The sequence below is a fragment of the Arthrobacter vasquezii genome (assembly GCF_029455255.1).
In the GTDB taxonomy this organism is placed as follows: Bacteria; Actinomycetota; Actinomycetes; order Actinomycetales; family Micrococcaceae; genus Arthrobacter_D; species Arthrobacter_D parietis.
Genome location: NZ_JAROKN010000006.1, coordinates 79,378 through 95,218, shown reverse-complemented (window position 1 = coordinate 95,218; position 15,841 = coordinate 79,378). Strand labels below are relative to the sequence as shown.

Sequence of the window (15,841 nt, the reverse complement as noted above, 5' to 3'; positions counted from 1 at the left end):
CGTCTCTCCAGCAAGCCGTAAGTTACGCCGTTCGCTCTGCGGGCTCGTCCTCCGATTCTGTATCGATGAGTTCCTGCGCGCTCAACAGCCGGGGTGTGGTCTCCACCGGCTTGGTGGTCAGCTCTGAGGCGCTCGCGTCCGTCTCAAATGCGTTGATCCGGCGCGCGGTGGGAAGCACCCGGGATTCCAGTGTGCCGACAAACGAGTTGTACTTCTCGACCGAGCTCTTGAGCGAACTGCCCAGACGGGTGATGTGTGAACCCATGGTGCCCAGCCGTTCATACAGTTCCCGTGAGAGGTCATACAACTCCTTGGCATTTTCCGTGAGGACATCCTGACGCCAGCTGAACGCGACCCCCTTCAGAATCGCGAGCAGCGTCACGGGGGAGGCCAGCACCACATTCCGCGCGAAGGCGTAGTCCAGCAACGCCGGGTCCGTTTGGAGTGCGCTCGACAGCACCGACTCGAGCGGAATAAAGCACACCACCAGATCGGGGGAATTGTCGGTCCCCTCCCAGTACTTTTTCCGCGCCAGCGTATCCACGTGTGAGCGAACCGCCTTGACGTGCTGGGTCAGGAGTTCGCTGCGGCGCGATTCCTCCGCACCATTGCGCTCTTGGTCCTCTCCGCCCGGCTGTCCTTGGGCTTCCAGATAAGCGTCCAGCGGGACCTTTGAATCGACGACGATCTGCTTGTTCCCCGGCAACTGGATGACCATGTCGGGACGGACAAGGTTGGAGGATCCCTCCCGGGACGCGATGGTGAGGGTGGCCTGCTCGGAGAAATCCACACGGGCGAGCATGCCTGCGGCTTCCACAATCCGCCTCAGCTGCACTTCACCCCAATGCCCGCGCGCGGTGGTGCTGCGGAGCGCGGAAGCCAGCGAGTGGGTCGTGGACAACAGCTTCGAATCCGATAGCTGTGCCTCCTGCAGCTGCTGCGCGAGCTGACCGAACTGATGCGCACGCTCCCTTTCCAGGTGACCCACGTGCGCCTGCACTTGACCGAGCTTGTCCGCCAGCGGTGCAATGGCACGCAGAACCGACTGGTCCTGACCGGACTGTTCGAGAAGCTGCCGGTTCTGTGCGAGCAGGATCCGGTTCTCCGCTTCTGCCGCGGCACGGGCAGACACCGCCGTGCCAAGGCGGGTGCCGGCGTCGTCCATGTCATTGCGCAGCCCGGCGAGGACCGGGCGCAAGAGCACGACGGCGATACCCGCACCGAAGACCAGCCCCAGCACTGCGGTGAGAACTACGAGAAGAAGAGTGTTTCCGTCCATTTCTCCACCATGGCAGGTGCCTCCGACAATTCCGGGATAGGTCGGCTCCGCGGGGCTCCGCGCCGACGCCTCGTCCACGACGGTAGACTGTTTTCCCGTGGCTCTTACTATTGGCATCGTCGGACTGCCCAACGTCGGCAAATCAACCCTCTTCAACGCTCTCACCAGGAACAACGTCCTGGCCGCAAACTATCCGTTCGCAACGATCGAGCCGAACGTCGGAGTTGTCAGTCTTCCGGACCCGCGCCTGGGAAAGCTGGCCGAACTGTTCAGCTCTCAGCGCGTGCTGCCCGCAACGGTGTCCTTCGTGGACATCGCAGGCATCGTCAAGGGAGCCTCGGAAGGTGAAGGCCTCGGTAACCAGTTCCTCGCAAACATCCGCGAAGCTGAAGCCATTGCGCAGGTAGTGCGTGTCTTCGACGACCCGGACGTGGTGCATGTGGACGGCGCCGTGAACCCGGTGTCCGACATGGAGACCATCAACACCGAACTCATCCTCGCGGATCTTCAGACGCTGGAGAAGGCAATCCCGCGCGTTGAGAAGGAAGTGAAGATCAAGAAGCGCGAGGCTGCGCAGCTGACTGCAATGCAGGCGGCGCAGGGTGTCCTCGAACGCGGGGATACGATCTTCGCTTCGGTCGCAAGCGACAAGCTCGAGATGGAGCATCTGCGGGAGCTGAGCCTGCTCACGGCCAAACCGTTCATCTACGTGTTCAATGCCGATGACGCCGTTCTCGGCAGCACTGAGCGTCAGAACGAGCTGCGCGCCCTGGTCGAACCCGCTGACTGCATTTTCCTTGACGCCAAGCTCGAAGCCGATCTGGTCGAGCTGGATCCGGAGGAAGCGCGTGAAATGCTGGAGATGAACGGACAGGAAGAGTCCGGACTGGACCAGCTTGCCCGCGTTGGGTTCCACACCCTCGGGCTGCAGACCTATCTCACGGCCGGTCCGAAGGAAGCGCGTGCCTGGACCATCCGCAAGGGCGCGACTGCCCCGGAGGCGGCCGGAGTCATCCACTCAGACTTCCAGCGCGGATTCATCAAGGCCGAGGTGGTTTCCTTCAATGACCTGGTCTCGGCCGGTTCCATGGCCGAAGCCAAGTCTCGCGGCAAGGTCCGTATCGAAGGCAAGGAATACATCATGGTCGACGGCGATGTGGTGGAGTTCCGATTCAACGTTTGATGTCGGGAGGACCGGGGCCGGAAACCCGCGTCCCATATCCTTAACTGGTGGTTACGCGACGTGAGGCAGCTCAGATCCTTGATATTCCGTTGGAGATGGCACACCGTCACGGAATCCCTGCCCGGCTCTCAGACGCTGAGTTGTCCGAGCTTTTGCACAATCCACCGGTCTGGCTCGTTCAGTCCAAGGAAAACCGGACGAGTAATCGACCTGTCTGGGTCCAGTTGACCTGCGCGGTCTGTGGTTTCTCGGAAGCCGCGCGGCCCAAGAAGTGGTGGCCGCCGTTCACTTACGTTTGTTGCGCCCACCATTCCCTCGATGAAATCCCACCGGTAATTCCGGGTCTGGTTCGCAGCGAGTACGACGGAATTGGCAGCCGGTTCGTCGGCATCGTCGATGTAGCGGTGCCTGTTCCCTGACCTCCCTTGCCCGGAAGTGATTCAGCCGGGACGTGGGCGCCTCCGATTCTGCTTGATCTCGGACCGCCCACGCTTGTCTTCCAGTCGGCGACGTTGTGACCCTTGTGTACGTCGGGTTGGACGACGGATGGTCGTGGGAGCGACGGCCTCGCGGAGGAGCTCGGCCAGCCGTTTCCTTGCCGCCGTCCGATTGCGTCGCTGGGAACGGTGCTCAGCAGCGCTGATCGTGAGCACGGTGCCCGACAACCGGGCGGCCAGTCGCGCGAGGGCGAGTTCGCGTTGTACCTCAGTTAGAGCTGTCGTAGTCCCGAGGTCGAGACTGAGTTGGACACGCGAGTCCGTAGTGTTGACGCCTTGGCCTCCTGGTCCAGACGCATGGGAGAACTGCTCGAGCAGTTCTCCAGCCGGCACTGTGAAGCCCTGAGGCGCGCCGGGACCCGGGAGTACGTGCAGGCTATCCACACCTGCAAGTCTGCCGTATTCGGAAGAGTTCAGCCCAGGCTGCGCATGGTATCGGTCGATGACTGTGCCGGGCTGCAACTGGAGCCGTACCGTTGCCATGCCGTGCCCTGATGGGAAAATTTGGTTGCATCTCGGTAACAACCATCAACACGCTTTGCTTTTGATACCAAGCAGTAATAAATACCCCTTAGGCTTTCTGCATGTGAGGCACGCCACTTTGAATCAAAGTGCGTGTCAGTCCTTTGTAAAACCATGAAGGACATCTTCCACAACATGAAACAAGGAGGCGGAATGCGTTTCGGACGTACTTCCAAAGCCGTAGGTGTAGCTGCGATAGCTGCACTTGCACTGAGCGCCTGCGCCGAAAGCGGCGGCGGCGAAGATCCCGGCACAGGCGGCGAGGGCGAAGCATCAGGCGGCGCCGTAACCGTTGCCGAGGTCAACCCTTTCACTTCGTTCAACTCTGACAGCGCCACTGGCAACGTCGACATCAACGGCAAGGTCAGCTACCTGACGCATCAGGACTTCTACTACGTGAATGACGCGCTCGAGGTCATCCGCAACGAAGAATTCGGCACCTATGAGGTGACGTCTGAGGATCCGCTCACCGTTGAGTACACGATCAATGAAGGTGTTGCCTGGTCAGATGGCGAGCCCGTCGATGCCGGCGACCTTCTGCTGTCCTGGGCCGTACAGTCGGGTCATTTCGATGATGAAAACCCGGAGGCTGAAACCGGAACCACCTACTTCGCCTACGCCGGTGCCACCGACGGACTCGGACTGACTGGTCTTCCTGAAATCAGCGAAGACGGTCGAACCATGACGCTCGAATACACCGAGCCGTACGCTGATTACGAAATTGCGTTCGGCATCCTCGACACCCCGGCGCACGTTGTTGCCACCGGTGGCGGACTGGCTGATGAGGACGCCCTGGTCGAACTGATTCAGACCGCTCCCGCAGGAGATCCTGAGAGCCCTGAGGATCGTCCCGAGCTGCAGGCGGTAGCTGAGTACTGGAACACAGCATTCGACACCACCACGCTGCCGTCTGATCCGGCACTCTACCTGTCGAACGGTCCATACATCGTTCAGGACATGACTCCTGACCAGTCCATGACGCTGGTCCGCAACGAGGACTACGCCTGGGGCCCCGAGCCCGCACTGGATGAAATCACCATCCGCTACATCGGTGATGCCAACGCCCAGGTCCAGGCTCTTCAGAACGGCGAGGTTGACATTGTTCAGCCGCAGGCCTCCGCTGACACCCTTGCCTCCCTCGAGGCAATCGACGGAATCCAGATCCTTGAGGGCGAAGAGCTTTCCTTCGACCACATCGACCTGAACTACTCCGGCGTGTTCGAGGATGAGAATGTTCGCCGTGCGTTCATGTACACCATCCCTCGTGATTCCATCGTCGAGTCGGTCATCGGCCCGCTGGATCCCGAAGCTGAGCCCCGCAACTCCCAGATCTTCGACATCGGAACGGAAGGCTACGACGCCGCTGTACCGGTCAACGGATCGCAGGAGTTCGCTGAGCCCAACATCGACATGGCCAAGGAACTGCTGGCAGGTGCAACCCCTGAGGTTCGCATCATGTACAACGCTGACAACCCGAACCGTGTTGACGCCTACACACTGATCGCGGAGAGCGCCGAGCAGGCTGGCTTCACCGTGGTTGACGGCGGGCTTCCCGGCAACGAATGGGGATCAGCCCTCGGCGGCGGAACCTATGACGCAACCATCTTCGGCTGGGTCAGCCCTGGCGTTGGAGTGAACGGTGTGCCCCAGCTGTACGGCTGTGACTCCGCCTCGAACTTCAACGGCTTCTGCGATGAAGAAGCACAGGCCGCCATGGATGAGCTGATTGTCACCATCGATCCGGCAGAGCAGCAGGAACTCCAGATCGTCGTTGATACCCGTCTCTTCGAGACCGGCTATGGTCTGCCCCTGTTCCAGTCCATCGGCATCAACGCCGCGGATGAGGCCGTACAGGGTCTGACCTTCAACCCGGGTCTGGTTGGAGTTTGGTGGAACTTCTGGGAGTGGTCGGTAGCCTAAACAGCTCCGCACCGCCCACGTTCACTAGCTAATCGAAAGCGCTGGGGTCGCACTACTGGCCCCAGCGCTTTCGGGTGCTCAGGCACTTCTGCAGTGATTGGCAAGTGCCAAATTTCGACTAAACGTAACGTGGATTACACTCAGTCCGACATGTCGGGCACAACCCGCTTCCTAAACCCCTGAGGCCAAAAAAGACTATGTTGACGTACATTGTCAGGCGGCTGATCGCCGCCGTACTCATTCTTTTTGGCGCTTCGTTCCTCGTGTACATCCTGACTGCATATTCAGGAGATCCACTCGCGGATCTGCGCCAAAGCAACGCCCCCAATCGTGAGCAGCTCATCCAGCAGCGAATCGATCTACTGGATCTCGATGTGCCGCCCATCCTGCGGTATTTCTCCTGGGTATCCGGCGCAGTTCGCTGCGTCGTCCCGTTCGCACTCACCTGCGATCTCGGCAACAGTGTGACCGGTATTGAGGTGACACAGCTCCTCGGTCGTGCAATGGGGCAGACCATCATGCTCGTCACTGCCGCCACCATCCTTGCCATTGTCATTGGCATCACGCTGGGCATCGTGACCGCGCTCCGGCAGTACAGCGGACTCGATTACGGTGTCACGTTCATGGCGTTCCTCTTCTTCTCGCTGCCGGTGTTCTGGGTTGCTGTTCTCCTGAAGGAGTTCGGGGCAATCGGATTCAACAACTTCCTGAGTGAACCGGACATCAGCTTCTTTGCCACAATGGTGTGCGGGCTGGTTGGCGCATTCCTCTTTTACCTGAGTACGTCAGGATCCCTGAAGCGCCGCCTTCTGTGGGCAGCGATCGGATTTGTCTTCGCCTTCGGCATTATCTGGTTCCTCGACCTCACCGGTTGGTTCCTCACGCCCGGCTTTGGACCGATTGTCGTGGCTCTCCTCTCGGTCGGCATCGCCTACGGCGTGACCCTGCTGACTGCCGGCCTGAAGAATCGCAAGGCCCTCTACAGCTCCCTGATCGTCGTCGCGATCGGAATTGTCGCGTACTTCGCGGTGCAGCCCCTGTTGGACCGTGCAACGCTCCTGATGGTGGTTCTGCTCGGTGTTGCCACCGTCCTGGTCGGCCTCGTCGTCGGATACTTCATGGGCGGTTACGACAAGCGTCAGAACATGACAGCAGCGGGGCTCACCGCGTTCCTGATGGGGTTCCTGATCCTGCTGGACCGCTTCATGCAGGCGTGGCCCTCCTACTTCAACAACAACCGGGTCAACGGCCGTCCAATCGCGACAATCGGTGCCTCCACCCCCAACCTCGAAGGAGACTTCTGGGTGCGGGGACTGGACACGTATACGCACCTGCTGCTTCCCACGATTGCCCTGATGTTGATCTCCCTTGCGGGTTACAGCCGCTATTCACGGGCGTCGATGCTGGAAATCATGAATCAGGACTACATTCGTACCGCAAGGGCGAAGGGCCTGGGGGAACGCACGGTCGTGATGCGTCACGCATTCCGCAATGCGCTCATTCCGCTGGCCACGCTCGTTGCCTTCGACATTGGTGCGCTCATCGGCGGCGCCATCATCACCGAGCAGGTGTTCGCCTTCAGCGGCATGGGCCAACTGTTCGTTCAGGCACTCGGACGGCAGGACCTCAATCCGGTCATGGGAGTCTTCCTGATCACGGGCATTGTTGCCCTGGTCTTCAACCTGGTGGCCGACCTCGTCTACTCCGTTCTTGACCCGCGAGTGAGGGTGAAAGCATGAGCACTGCAGCACAAGAATCAAAGCGATCGAAGCAGCCTGAGGCGAGAGGCCTCAGTCAGGGCCAACTGGTCCGCAAGCGTTTCTTCGGCCACACTGCCGCTGTGGTCAGCATGGTCATTTTTGCGGGCGTCGTCATCATGGCGTTTACCTCAGTGGGCTATGCCGGAATTCCCGGCTGGTGGAAGTGGGACTACGTGGAAACACCGCCACTTGCCAATCCCACGGGTGCACCCACCTGGACACTGCCGTTCAATTTTGGTGACCATCCCTTTGGGCAGGACCGCGTGGGGCGCGATCTCTTCGCCATGACCATGCGCGGTGCGCAGCTGTCCCTGATTGTGATGTTCCTGATTGGACTCGTGGGCGGCATCATCGGCGTCGTTATTGGTGGTGTGTCCGGATACTTCCGCGGCTGGGTGGAAACGCTGCTGATGCGTCTCACTGACGTCATCATCATCATCCCGCTGGTGATCATCGCAGCGGTGCTGGGCACGTTCGGCAACTCCATTTCTGGGCCGGGCACCTTCTTCGGGGCGATCTTCGGCGGCAGCGCCGGCGTCATCCTACTGGGAGTCTTCGTCGGATTCATCATCTGGACCGGCCTCGCGCGTTTGGTCCGCGGTGAATTCCTCAGCCTCCGCGAACGGGAGTTCGTCGATGCAGCCCGCATCGCAGGCGCTTCCAACTCGCGGATCATCTTCAAGCACATCGTGCCGAACGCCGTGGGCGTGATCATCGTCAACACCACCCTGGTCATGGCGTCCGCGATCCTGCTGGAGACGGCGCTGTCCTTCCTCGGACTCGGCGTCCAGGCTCCTGATATCTCGTTGGGTAGCCTCATCAGTGCCAACCAGGCGGCGTTCAGCACCCGCCCGTGGCTCTTCTGGTGGCCGGGTCTGTTCATTGTGATCATCTGCCTGTCGATCAACTTCATCGGTGACGGGCTGCGAGATGCCTTCGACCCCCGGCAGAAGAAGTTCAACGCCAAGAAGGCTGCAGAACCTAAGAAGCCGGCCTGATGAACCGCATACTCTTTGGTGCCCGGCTCAGCGCCGGTCGCGCCGGTCTGCTGTCACTGCAGGGCGAAGGTAATGACGCTCAGCAGCAGCAGGCCGGCGATCACGCCAAGCGGTTGCCAGTTGATGCGGCGCTCCACCCGCGCTGCCTCGGTAGCGTCAACGTCGATCAGACCGCTGTCCACACGCCGTTCCCACTCGGATCGGACCAGCAGGGCAGCAAGGCCGGAATCGGTGTTGCTGAGGTCCCCGGGGCGAACGCTTCCACCCGCTCCGTAGCTGGTGCCCGGAAGGTTCTGCATGTGCTCCGGCTTGCCCGCGTGGGTTCCGCGAACTCCGGGAGCAGGCGCAGCCCAGGCGCTGTAGCTGCCGCTCGGCGTGACGAGCTTCAGTGCGTACTTGGTGTCGACGTGGATGAGGCCGGCCCACGGAACATCAACGGTCTGGACCGGGTTGCGCAGTTGAACGCCGGTAGGCCCGACAACCACCGCCGGAAACCAGAACAACCACCATGCCACGGCCGCTACCGCGAGCAGCGGCGCGGCAGTAGCGAGCGCCTGCAGTCCGGACGTCACAACGGAGGCGATCAGACCCACCGCGACGACGGCGCCCGCAATCGCGAGTATCCAGCGGCTGCTGCGGGGGCGGAAGACAGTGGTCTGGATCGGACCGGTAGGCGAGTTCATCCCCCCATATTTCCAACATTTAGTGTCAGCGCAGTAATCAGCGGGAAAACAGCCCGCCCAAAAGCGCCGTACGCACGGTCACACAGTGGAAGGACAGCACTATGACCCACGACATCATTGACGGCAACGGGAGCAATGATCCAACGGAATCCGCTCGCGGACCGGTGCTCGAAGTTCGAAACCTCAGCGTCGACTTCGGGGTGGAGAAGGAATGGGTCCCGGCGGCCATTGACCTGAGCTACTACGTGAACGCAGGTGAAGTGCTTGCGATCGTCGGGGAGTCCGGGTCAGGCAAAAGCGCAAGCTCGATGGCGCTTCTCGGGCTCCTGCCCAGCAACAGCCGTGTCACCGGAGAGGTGATATTGAACGGCAGGTCAATCCTCAATCTTTCCCCGGGGAAGATGAGGGAGGTGCGCGGCAATGACGTCGCGGTCATCTTCCAGGAGCCGATGACGGCGCTGAACCCCGTGTACACGGTCGGGTTCCAGATCGTCGAGACTCTGCGTCTGCACAACGCAATCTCGCCCGATGAGGCGAGGGAGCGCGCCCTCAAACTGCTGGACATGGTGGAGCTTCCTGATCCCGAGAAAGCCTTCCGTTCCTACCCCCACCAGCTCTCCGGGGGACAGCGGCAGCGCGCCATGATCGCCCAGTCACTCTCGTGTGATCCCAAGCTCCTCATCGCAGATGAGCCCACCACCGCACTCGACGTGACAGTCCAGGCCGAAATCCTCGACCTGATGCGCAACCTGCGCAACAAGCTCGACAGCGCCATCGTGCTCATCACCCACGACATGGGAGTTGTCGCGGACCTCGCAGACCGCATCGCCGTCATGCGTCAGGGCGTCATTGTGGAATCAGGCACGGCAGAGAAAATTTTCAGCCGGCCCGAACATCCCTACACCCAGGATCTGCTCGCAGCTGTACCACACCTGGGCCAGGGAGCAGAGGGCGGCGGTGACGACGTCGACATCACCGCGGCCCTTGCAGCAGCAACCAAATCGGAGCTGGCCGGCGTAGACGCTGAAGAGCTTCAGCGCCGGGAGCGGGTTGTCCTCCAGGGTCTGGAGAAGGAAGTTCAGGCAGAGCGGGAGAGCAGGGGAGAAGCAGTACTCGACCTGGTGAATGTGGCCATCGAGTACCCCAAGCAGGGCCGGGTTCCGGCCTTCCGTGCGGTTGAGAACGCAACCTTGAGCATCCGTCCAGGCGAAGTCATGGGATTGGTGGGGGAGTCCGGATCGGGCAAGACCACCATCGGGCGCGCAGCGGTCGGGCTCCTTCCCGTTGCCGAAGGAGCGCTCAAGGTCGTGGGTACTGACATCTCCGGTCTCAAGCCCACCTCCCGGGAACTCGGCGCAGTTCGGCGCAGCGTCGGCATGGTGTTCCAGGACCCGTCCTCGTCGCTGAACCCCCGGCTGCCCATCGGTGAAAGCATCGGCGAACCGATGTTCCTCGCCGGAGAAGCCAAGGGCTCCGCCTTGCAGAAGCGCATCGAGACACTGCTCGACCAGGTGGAGCTTCCGCGTGCCTACCGGAACCGCTACCCGCACGAGCTCTCGGGTGGGCAGAAGCAGCGCGTCGGCATTGCGCGCGCGCTGTCGCTGAAGCCCAAGCTCATGGTTGCTGACGAGCCCACGTCCGCGCTGGACGTGTCCGTCCAGGCCAAGGTGCTAGAGCTGTTCCAGAACCTTCAGAAGGAAATGGGTTTTGCCTGCCTGTTCGTCACCCATGACCTCGCGGTGGTGGACGTTCTCGCCGACCACATCTGCGTGATGCGGCGCGGCAGGATCGTCGAGCAGGGTACCCGCGACCAGATTCTGCGCAACCCCCAGGATCCCTACACGCAGCGGCTCCTTGCGGCTGTGCCGCTGCCGGATCCGGAGAAGCAGCGCGAGCGACGTGAGCTGCGCGCGCAGCTCCTGGCCGCAGCCGAGTAGCCAGCTTCCACGAACGACGACTGCGCCCGCTGCGGTGGGTGCCGTCGTCGTCGTTTAATGTGCCCGTTAGGCCATCTTTTGCCTAGCGCTTAGACTGGTAGTAGTGCGCGCTGTGCTGCCCGCTTCCATTTTCCCCGGCACCTCCGCAATCCCGACGAAATCCCCGACGAAACGAGTCATTCCGCATGTCTGTATCCACGAGCAACACTGCAATCCGCAGTGACCTTCGCAACGTTGCCATCGTGGCGCACGTAGACCATGGCAAGACGACGCTCGTTGACGCGATGCTGAGGCAGACCAATTCCTTCGCCGCCCACAACCATCTTGAGGACCGGGTCATGGACTCGGGGGACTTGGAGCGCGAAAAGGGCATCACCATCCTCGCCAAGAACACCACCGTGTTCTACGACGGCCCATCGGCTGAGGGCGAAACAATCACCATCAACGTCATTGACACGCCCGGCCACGCTGACTTCGGCGGCGAGGTTGAGCGCGGACTGTCCATGGTAGACGGCGTGGTCCTGCTTGTTGATGCCTCCGAGGGCCCGCTGCCGCAGACCCGCTTTGTGCTGCGCAAGGCGCTGGCCGCGAAGCTGCCGGTTGTCCTGCTGGTCAACAAGACCGACCGTCCGGACTCCCGCATCGACGAAGTAGTCAGCGAGTCCATGGATTTGCTGCTCGGCCTTGCTTCGGACCTGGCCGATGAGGTTCCGGATCTCGACCTTGACCTCGTGCTCAATGTTCCTGTGGTCTACGCCGCAGCGCGAGCTGGAGCGGCGTCTCTGGAACAGCCGGCAGACGGCACCGTCCCGGAGAATGACAATCTTGAGCCGCTCTTCAAGACCATCATCGACCACATCCCCGCGCCGCGGTACAACCCGGAGGGCGTCCTGCAGGCTCACGTCACCAACCTGGATGCCTCGCCGTTCCTTGGCCGCCTCGCTCTGCTCCGTATCTTCAACGGGACGCTCCGCAAGGGCCAGCAGGTAGCTTGGGCCCGCCAGAACGGTGAACTGAAGACCGTCAAGATCACCGAACTGCTCGCCACCAAGGCCCTGGACCGCGTCCCCACCGAATCCGCTGGACCGGGAGAGATTGTTGCTGTCGCCGGTATCGAGGACATCACCATCGGTGAAACCCTGACCGACGTCAACAACCCGCAGCCCCTTCCACTGATCACCGTGGATGATCCGGCTATCTCCGTCACCATCGGTATCAACACCTCGCCGCTGGCCGGGAAGGTCAAGGGCGCGAAGGTTACTGCGCGACAGGTGAAGGACAGGCTTGATAAGGAGCTGATCGGCAACGTATCGCTGAACGTTCTGCCCACCGCCCGCCCGGATGCCTGGGAAGTCCAGGGACGTGGAGAGCTGGCGCTGGCCATTCTTGTGGAGCAGATGCGTCGCGAAGGTTTTGAGCTGACGGTTGGCAAGCCACAGGTTGTTACCCGGACTGTTGACGGGAAAATCCATGAGCCCATGGAGCACATGACCATCGACGTTCCCGAAGAGTACCTTGGCGGTGTCACCCAGCTGATGGCGGCACGCAAGGGCCGTATGACCAACATGTCCAACCACGGCACCGGTTGGGTTCGGATGGAGTTCATCGTTCCCGCCCGGGGGCTCATCGGTTTCCGTACCAAGTTCCTGACGGACACCCGCGGCGCTGGAATCGCATCCTCCTACTCCGAGGGCTACGAGCCGTGGGCAGGGGACATCGAGTACCGCACCAACGGATCGATGATCGCGGACCGCGCCGGGGTGGTCACCCCGTTCGCCATGATCAACCTGCAGGAACGCGGTTCCTTCTTTGTGCAGCCGACCTCCGAGGTGTACCAGGGCATGATCGTCGGCGAGAACTCACGCGCCGATGACATGGAAGTGAACATCACCAAGGAAAAGAAGCTCACCAACATGCGTGCCGCTTCCTCCGACACCTTCGAGAACCTGACGCCTCCCCGCAATCTCACGCTCGAGGAATCACTCGAATTCGCGCGGGAAGACGAGTGCGTCGAGGTGACTCCGGAGTCCATCCGCATCCGCAAGGTGGTTCTCGATCCCAACGAGCGCATGCGCGCTGCCCGTTCCCGCGCCCGCGCCTAGCAGGCGTAGGCAGTTGCCGGCTCCCGGCATGCAGGTGAACAAACAGAAGGACGACGACGGCGCCAATCCGGCCGCCGTCGTCGCTCCTTCTGCCCGTAGCGGCGACCGCCCGCGCGGAGTCCTCGCCTCCGTCCTTGGCGGCTCACTTGCGGCTGTGCTTGGCACCGCGCTTCATGCCCATATCTGGTACGTGAACGGTGTCGGGATTCCGGCCGGTGCGCTTGCCTCTGTAGTGCTTGCGACCAGTATTGCCGTGTTCGTTGCCGTGGCTGCCCGCAGCATCTTTTTCGCAGCCCTGACCGGAGTAGTCGCGTACATCCTGGTGGGGCTCGCGGCTTCTTTGTCCGCCGGTGCCCTTATCGCTGCCGGCGTTGAGGTGGAGGGCGCGCTTCCGCCTGTGGCCATTGCCGGCTATGTCTGGGTGGTGGGACTGGCCGTCGGAACGGTTGCAGCCGTTGCCCTGTCCTGGTGGGCGTTGCGGCCGTCAGCCCGTCCTGAAGCCGAAGCTCTGTAACGAAGCTCTGTAGTACTGTCTCAGTCCGCGGTGCGGTCTATGTGGTGGGCCAGCATGATGGAGGTCGCGGTGCCGTCCTCGTCCGATTCCCGCCGGGCGTATTCCTCGAACACGTGGCGGATCTTCTCCATCATCTCGGCGCGGTTGGCGTCGTTGAGCCGCACTCCAAGACGCCACACGTCGATCTCCGAGGGGTTCAGCCCGTCTATTTCCTGAAGGAACGTTTCGACGAGTACAGGGGCCGCGTTGGGCATGCGGCTTCCCCACGACAATCCGGTGGCGCGATAGGGGATTTCCTTCGCGCCGCGATTGCCCGTCCGCGGCTCCTCGGCCTTCAAAAACTCGGTGGCGAGCAGAGTCCGCACATGGTGCAGCGCCGTGGCGGGGTTGAGATCCAACACCTCGGCGATTTCCTTATTGGTGCGTGCCTTATGCAGGCAAAGCCGGAGGATCCTGAGCCGGACGGGGGAGCTCAGCGCCCTGCCTCGTGCCTGGACGTCCTCATCTGTTTCCATGATTTCCAGCATACGTCAGCAGGCGCTTACTGATTGAATTTAGTCAATCGCGAGGTTGGCCCTACTGCGGGAGTTCTCGGACCGCGCCGCGGAGGTGGGGGAGGCACCGGTTTGGCGGCCGTCACGGCAACCAGCGGAACGACGACGTCCCCGCGCCTTCCTGAAATGGTGCAGGACAGATCGTCCCGTGCAGCCAGGTTGCCGAGTGCATCGGTGAGGCCGCCTTCGATCCGATACCGGACAACAACGCGGGTTCCCAACGGCAGGGAAGTCAGCAGGTGTGCGGCGGAGCTGGACATGGGCATAGCCTGTCATATTACGGTGGGCGCCGGTCGATGCCGGTCCCAACTCCTGTTGCGTTAAGCTGGAAGAGCGACGAAGAGCCGTTAGCGGCACCAGAATCCTAGGGAAGGCGTGGGAAGTGACCTACGTAATCGCACAGCCGTGCGTGGATGTGAAAGACAAGGCCTGCATTGAGGAATGCCCGGTTGATTGCATCTATGAAGGTGAACGCTCGCTGTACATCCACCCGGATGAGTGCGTGGACTGTGGGGCGTGCGAGCCGGTGTGCCCGGTCGAGGCGATCTACTACGAAGACGACACCCCCGATGAGTGGGCCGAGTACTACAAGGCCAACGTCGAGTTCTTTGATGATCTCGGATCGCCGGGCGGCGCCGCCAAGCTTGGCAACACCGGGAAGGATCACCCGATCATCGCGGCCCTGCCGCCGCAGAACCAGGAAGCGTGACGTTAGCGTGACACCCAAACGGGCCTTCGGGCTCGACCTTCCGGACTACCCGTGGGATGCCATGGCGCCCTATGTCGAGGAAGCCCGGAAGCATCCGGACGGGGCGGTCAACCTCTCAATCGGAACTCCCGTGGATCCCACGCCGGAGGTTGTCCAGCGTGCGCTCCGCGACGCATCGAATGCGCCCGGTTACCCCACCACTCACGGCACAGCTGAACTGAGGGAATCAATCAGCGAGTGGTACCGCCGTCGTCGTTCTGTTGTTGGTCTTGACCCGGCAGATATTCTGCCAACGGTTGGTTCCAAGGAGCTTGTTGCGTGGCTGCCCACGTTGCTGGGGCTGGGAGCGGGCGATGTCGTTGTGCGTCCCACGGTTGCCTATCCCACCTATGACATGGGAGCCCATTTCGCCGGTGCAACACCGGTGGCCGCGGACTCGCTGGCTGAACTGGATCCGGGCACGCGGGGGCGGGTGCGGCTGGTCTGGCTCAATTCTCCATCGAATCCCACCGGCGCGGTCCAGGATGTTGAAGCCCTGCGTGCCATGGTCGACGCCGCCCGTGGACTGGGCGCGATGGTTGCCTCCGATGAGTGTTACGCCGAACTGGGCTGGGGCGCCTGGGATCCTGCCCAGGGTGGGAACCCGGTGCCCAGCATCCTCGATGCACGGGTCAGCGGAGGGTCCACCGAACAATTGCTGTCCGTCTACTCGCTGAGCAAGCAGTCGAACCTCGCCGGTTACCGGGCCGCGTTCGTGGCCGGTGACAGCGCGGTGCTGGCTAACCTCATCAACTCGCGAAAGCATGCCGGAATGATCGTGCCGTATCCGGTGCAGGAAGCCATGCGCGCAGCGCTTTCGGATGACGCTCATGTCGCCGCGCAGAAAGACCTGTACCGGGCTCGGCGGGAGCAACTCATACCGGCTCTCGAGGCCTTCGGGCTGACCATCTCCGCATCCAACGCCGGCCTGTACCTCTGGGCGACGGCGGGGGAAGACACCTGGCTGACGGTGAGGAGATTCGCGGAGCTGGGCATCATCGTTGGTCCCGGCACGTTCTACGGTGACGCCGGGAACGGGTTCGTCCGGGTGGCGCTCACGGGTTCTGATGAGCGGGTCGCTGCCGCGGCTGCCCGGCTCACCGCGTGAGACCGTGTTGCTATTGCACAACAACGCCTCAACCGA

The 15,841-nt window shown here is 61.9% G+C and carries 15 protein-coding genes; 10 read left to right on the top strand and 5 right to left on the bottom strand.

The window, feature by feature from the left end:
- Positions 1-22 precede the first annotated feature (22 nt).
- Complete coding sequence (locus P4U43_RS04615) at positions 23-1,357, bottom strand: DNA recombination protein RmuC (protein WP_318533004.1); 1,335 nt, start codon at positions 1,355-1,357, stop codon at positions 23-25.
- A 19-nt stretch (positions 1,358-1,376) separates the two neighbouring features.
- Here P4U43_RS04615 and ychF point away from each other — a divergent pair, with 19 nt between their 5' ends.
- Positions 1,377-2,462 (top strand): redox-regulated ATPase YchF, encoded by a 1,086-nt coding sequence (gene ychF, locus P4U43_RS04610; protein ID WP_277357666.1) that lies wholly within the window; start codon positions 1,377-1,379, stop codon positions 2,460-2,462.
- Positions 2,463-2,509: 47 nt separating this feature from the next.
- A complete protein-coding gene (locus P4U43_RS04605; protein ID WP_277357665.1) occupies positions 2,510-2,881 on the top strand; it encodes a hypothetical protein in 372 nt (123 codons plus the stop codon).
- 21 nt (positions 2,882-2,902) lie between these two features.
- Here the strand turns inward: P4U43_RS04605 and arfB are convergent, their stop codons facing one another.
- Positions 2,903-3,343, bottom strand: coding sequence for an alternative ribosome rescue aminoacyl-tRNA hydrolase ArfB (arfB, locus tag P4U43_RS04600; protein WP_277357664.1), 441 nt, complete (start codon positions 3,341-3,343; stop codon positions 2,903-2,905).
- Positions 3,344-3,634: 291 nt separating this feature from the next.
- Between arfB and P4U43_RS04595 the strand changes: the two genes are divergently transcribed.
- From P4U43_RS04595 to P4U43_RS04585, 3 genes are all read left to right on the top strand, one after another.
- Positions 3,635-5,401 carry an ABC transporter family substrate-binding protein gene (locus P4U43_RS04595; protein ID WP_277357663.1) on the top strand — a complete coding sequence of 589 codons (1,767 nt, stop codon included), beginning with the start codon at positions 3,635-3,637 and terminating at the stop codon, positions 5,399-5,401.
- A 197-nt stretch (positions 5,402-5,598) separates the two neighbouring features.
- Positions 5,599-7,140: an ABC transporter permease gene (locus P4U43_RS04590; RefSeq protein WP_277357662.1), complete on the top strand. Its 1,542-nt coding sequence runs from the start codon at positions 5,599-5,601 to the stop codon at positions 7,138-7,140.
- Positions 7,137-8,159, top strand: a complete 1,023-nt coding sequence (locus tag P4U43_RS04585; RefSeq protein ID WP_056544313.1) for an ABC transporter permease — start codon at positions 7,137-7,139, stop codon at positions 8,157-8,159. Before P4U43_RS04590 ends, P4U43_RS04585 begins: the two co-directional genes overlap by 4 nt.
- Before the next feature lie 53 nt (positions 8,160-8,212).
- Here P4U43_RS04585 and P4U43_RS04580 read toward each other — a convergent pair whose 3' ends face one another.
- Positions 8,213-8,842 (bottom strand): PH domain-containing protein, encoded by a 630-nt coding sequence (locus P4U43_RS04580; protein ID WP_277357661.1) that lies wholly within the window; start codon positions 8,840-8,842, stop codon positions 8,213-8,215.
- Positions 8,843-8,943: 101 nt separating this feature from the next.
- On the opposite strand from P4U43_RS04580, the gene P4U43_RS04575 reads away from it, so the two are divergent.
- The 3 genes from P4U43_RS04575 (at position 8,944) to P4U43_RS04565 (ending at position 13,395) form a co-directional block, all read left to right on the top strand.
- On the top strand, positions 8,944-10,779 hold the full coding sequence (locus P4U43_RS04575) for an ABC transporter ATP-binding protein (RefSeq protein ID WP_277357660.1): 1,836 nt from the start codon (positions 8,944-8,946) through the stop codon (positions 10,777-10,779).
- A 185-nt stretch (positions 10,780-10,964) separates the two neighbouring features.
- The gene (typA, locus tag P4U43_RS04570) at positions 10,965-12,881 is read left to right on the top strand and encodes a translational GTPase TypA (protein WP_056544321.1); all 1,917 of its coding nucleotides are present in this window, start codon (positions 10,965-10,967) and stop codon (positions 12,879-12,881) included.
- 28 nt (positions 12,882-12,909) lie between these two features.
- On the top strand, positions 12,910-13,395 hold the full coding sequence (locus P4U43_RS04565) for a hypothetical protein (RefSeq protein WP_277357659.1): 486 nt from the start codon (positions 12,910-12,912) through the stop codon (positions 13,393-13,395).
- 20 nt (positions 13,396-13,415) lie between these two features.
- Here P4U43_RS04565 and P4U43_RS04560 read toward each other — a convergent pair whose 3' ends face one another.
- Entirely contained in the window at positions 13,416-13,910 is a 495-nt protein-coding gene (locus P4U43_RS04560; RefSeq protein ID WP_277357658.1) for an ArsR/SmtB family transcription factor, read from the bottom strand.
- Between the two features lie 26 nt (positions 13,911-13,936).
- Positions 13,937-14,209, bottom strand: coding sequence for a putative acetyltransferase (locus P4U43_RS04555; protein ID WP_277357657.1), 273 nt, complete (start codon positions 14,207-14,209; stop codon positions 13,937-13,939).
- A gap of 122 nt (positions 14,210-14,331) precedes the next feature.
- On the opposite strand from P4U43_RS04555, the gene fdxA reads away from it, so the two are divergent.
- Positions 14,332-14,658, top strand: a complete 327-nt coding sequence (gene fdxA, locus P4U43_RS04550; RefSeq protein ID WP_056544327.1) for a ferredoxin — start codon at positions 14,332-14,334, stop codon at positions 14,656-14,658.
- A gap of 7 nt (positions 14,659-14,665) precedes the next feature.
- Positions 14,666-15,805: a succinyldiaminopimelate transaminase gene (gene dapC, locus P4U43_RS04545; RefSeq protein ID WP_277357656.1), complete on the top strand. Its 1,140-nt coding sequence runs from the start codon at positions 14,666-14,668 to the stop codon at positions 15,803-15,805.
- The last annotated feature ends 36 nt before the right edge of the window (positions 15,806-15,841 follow it).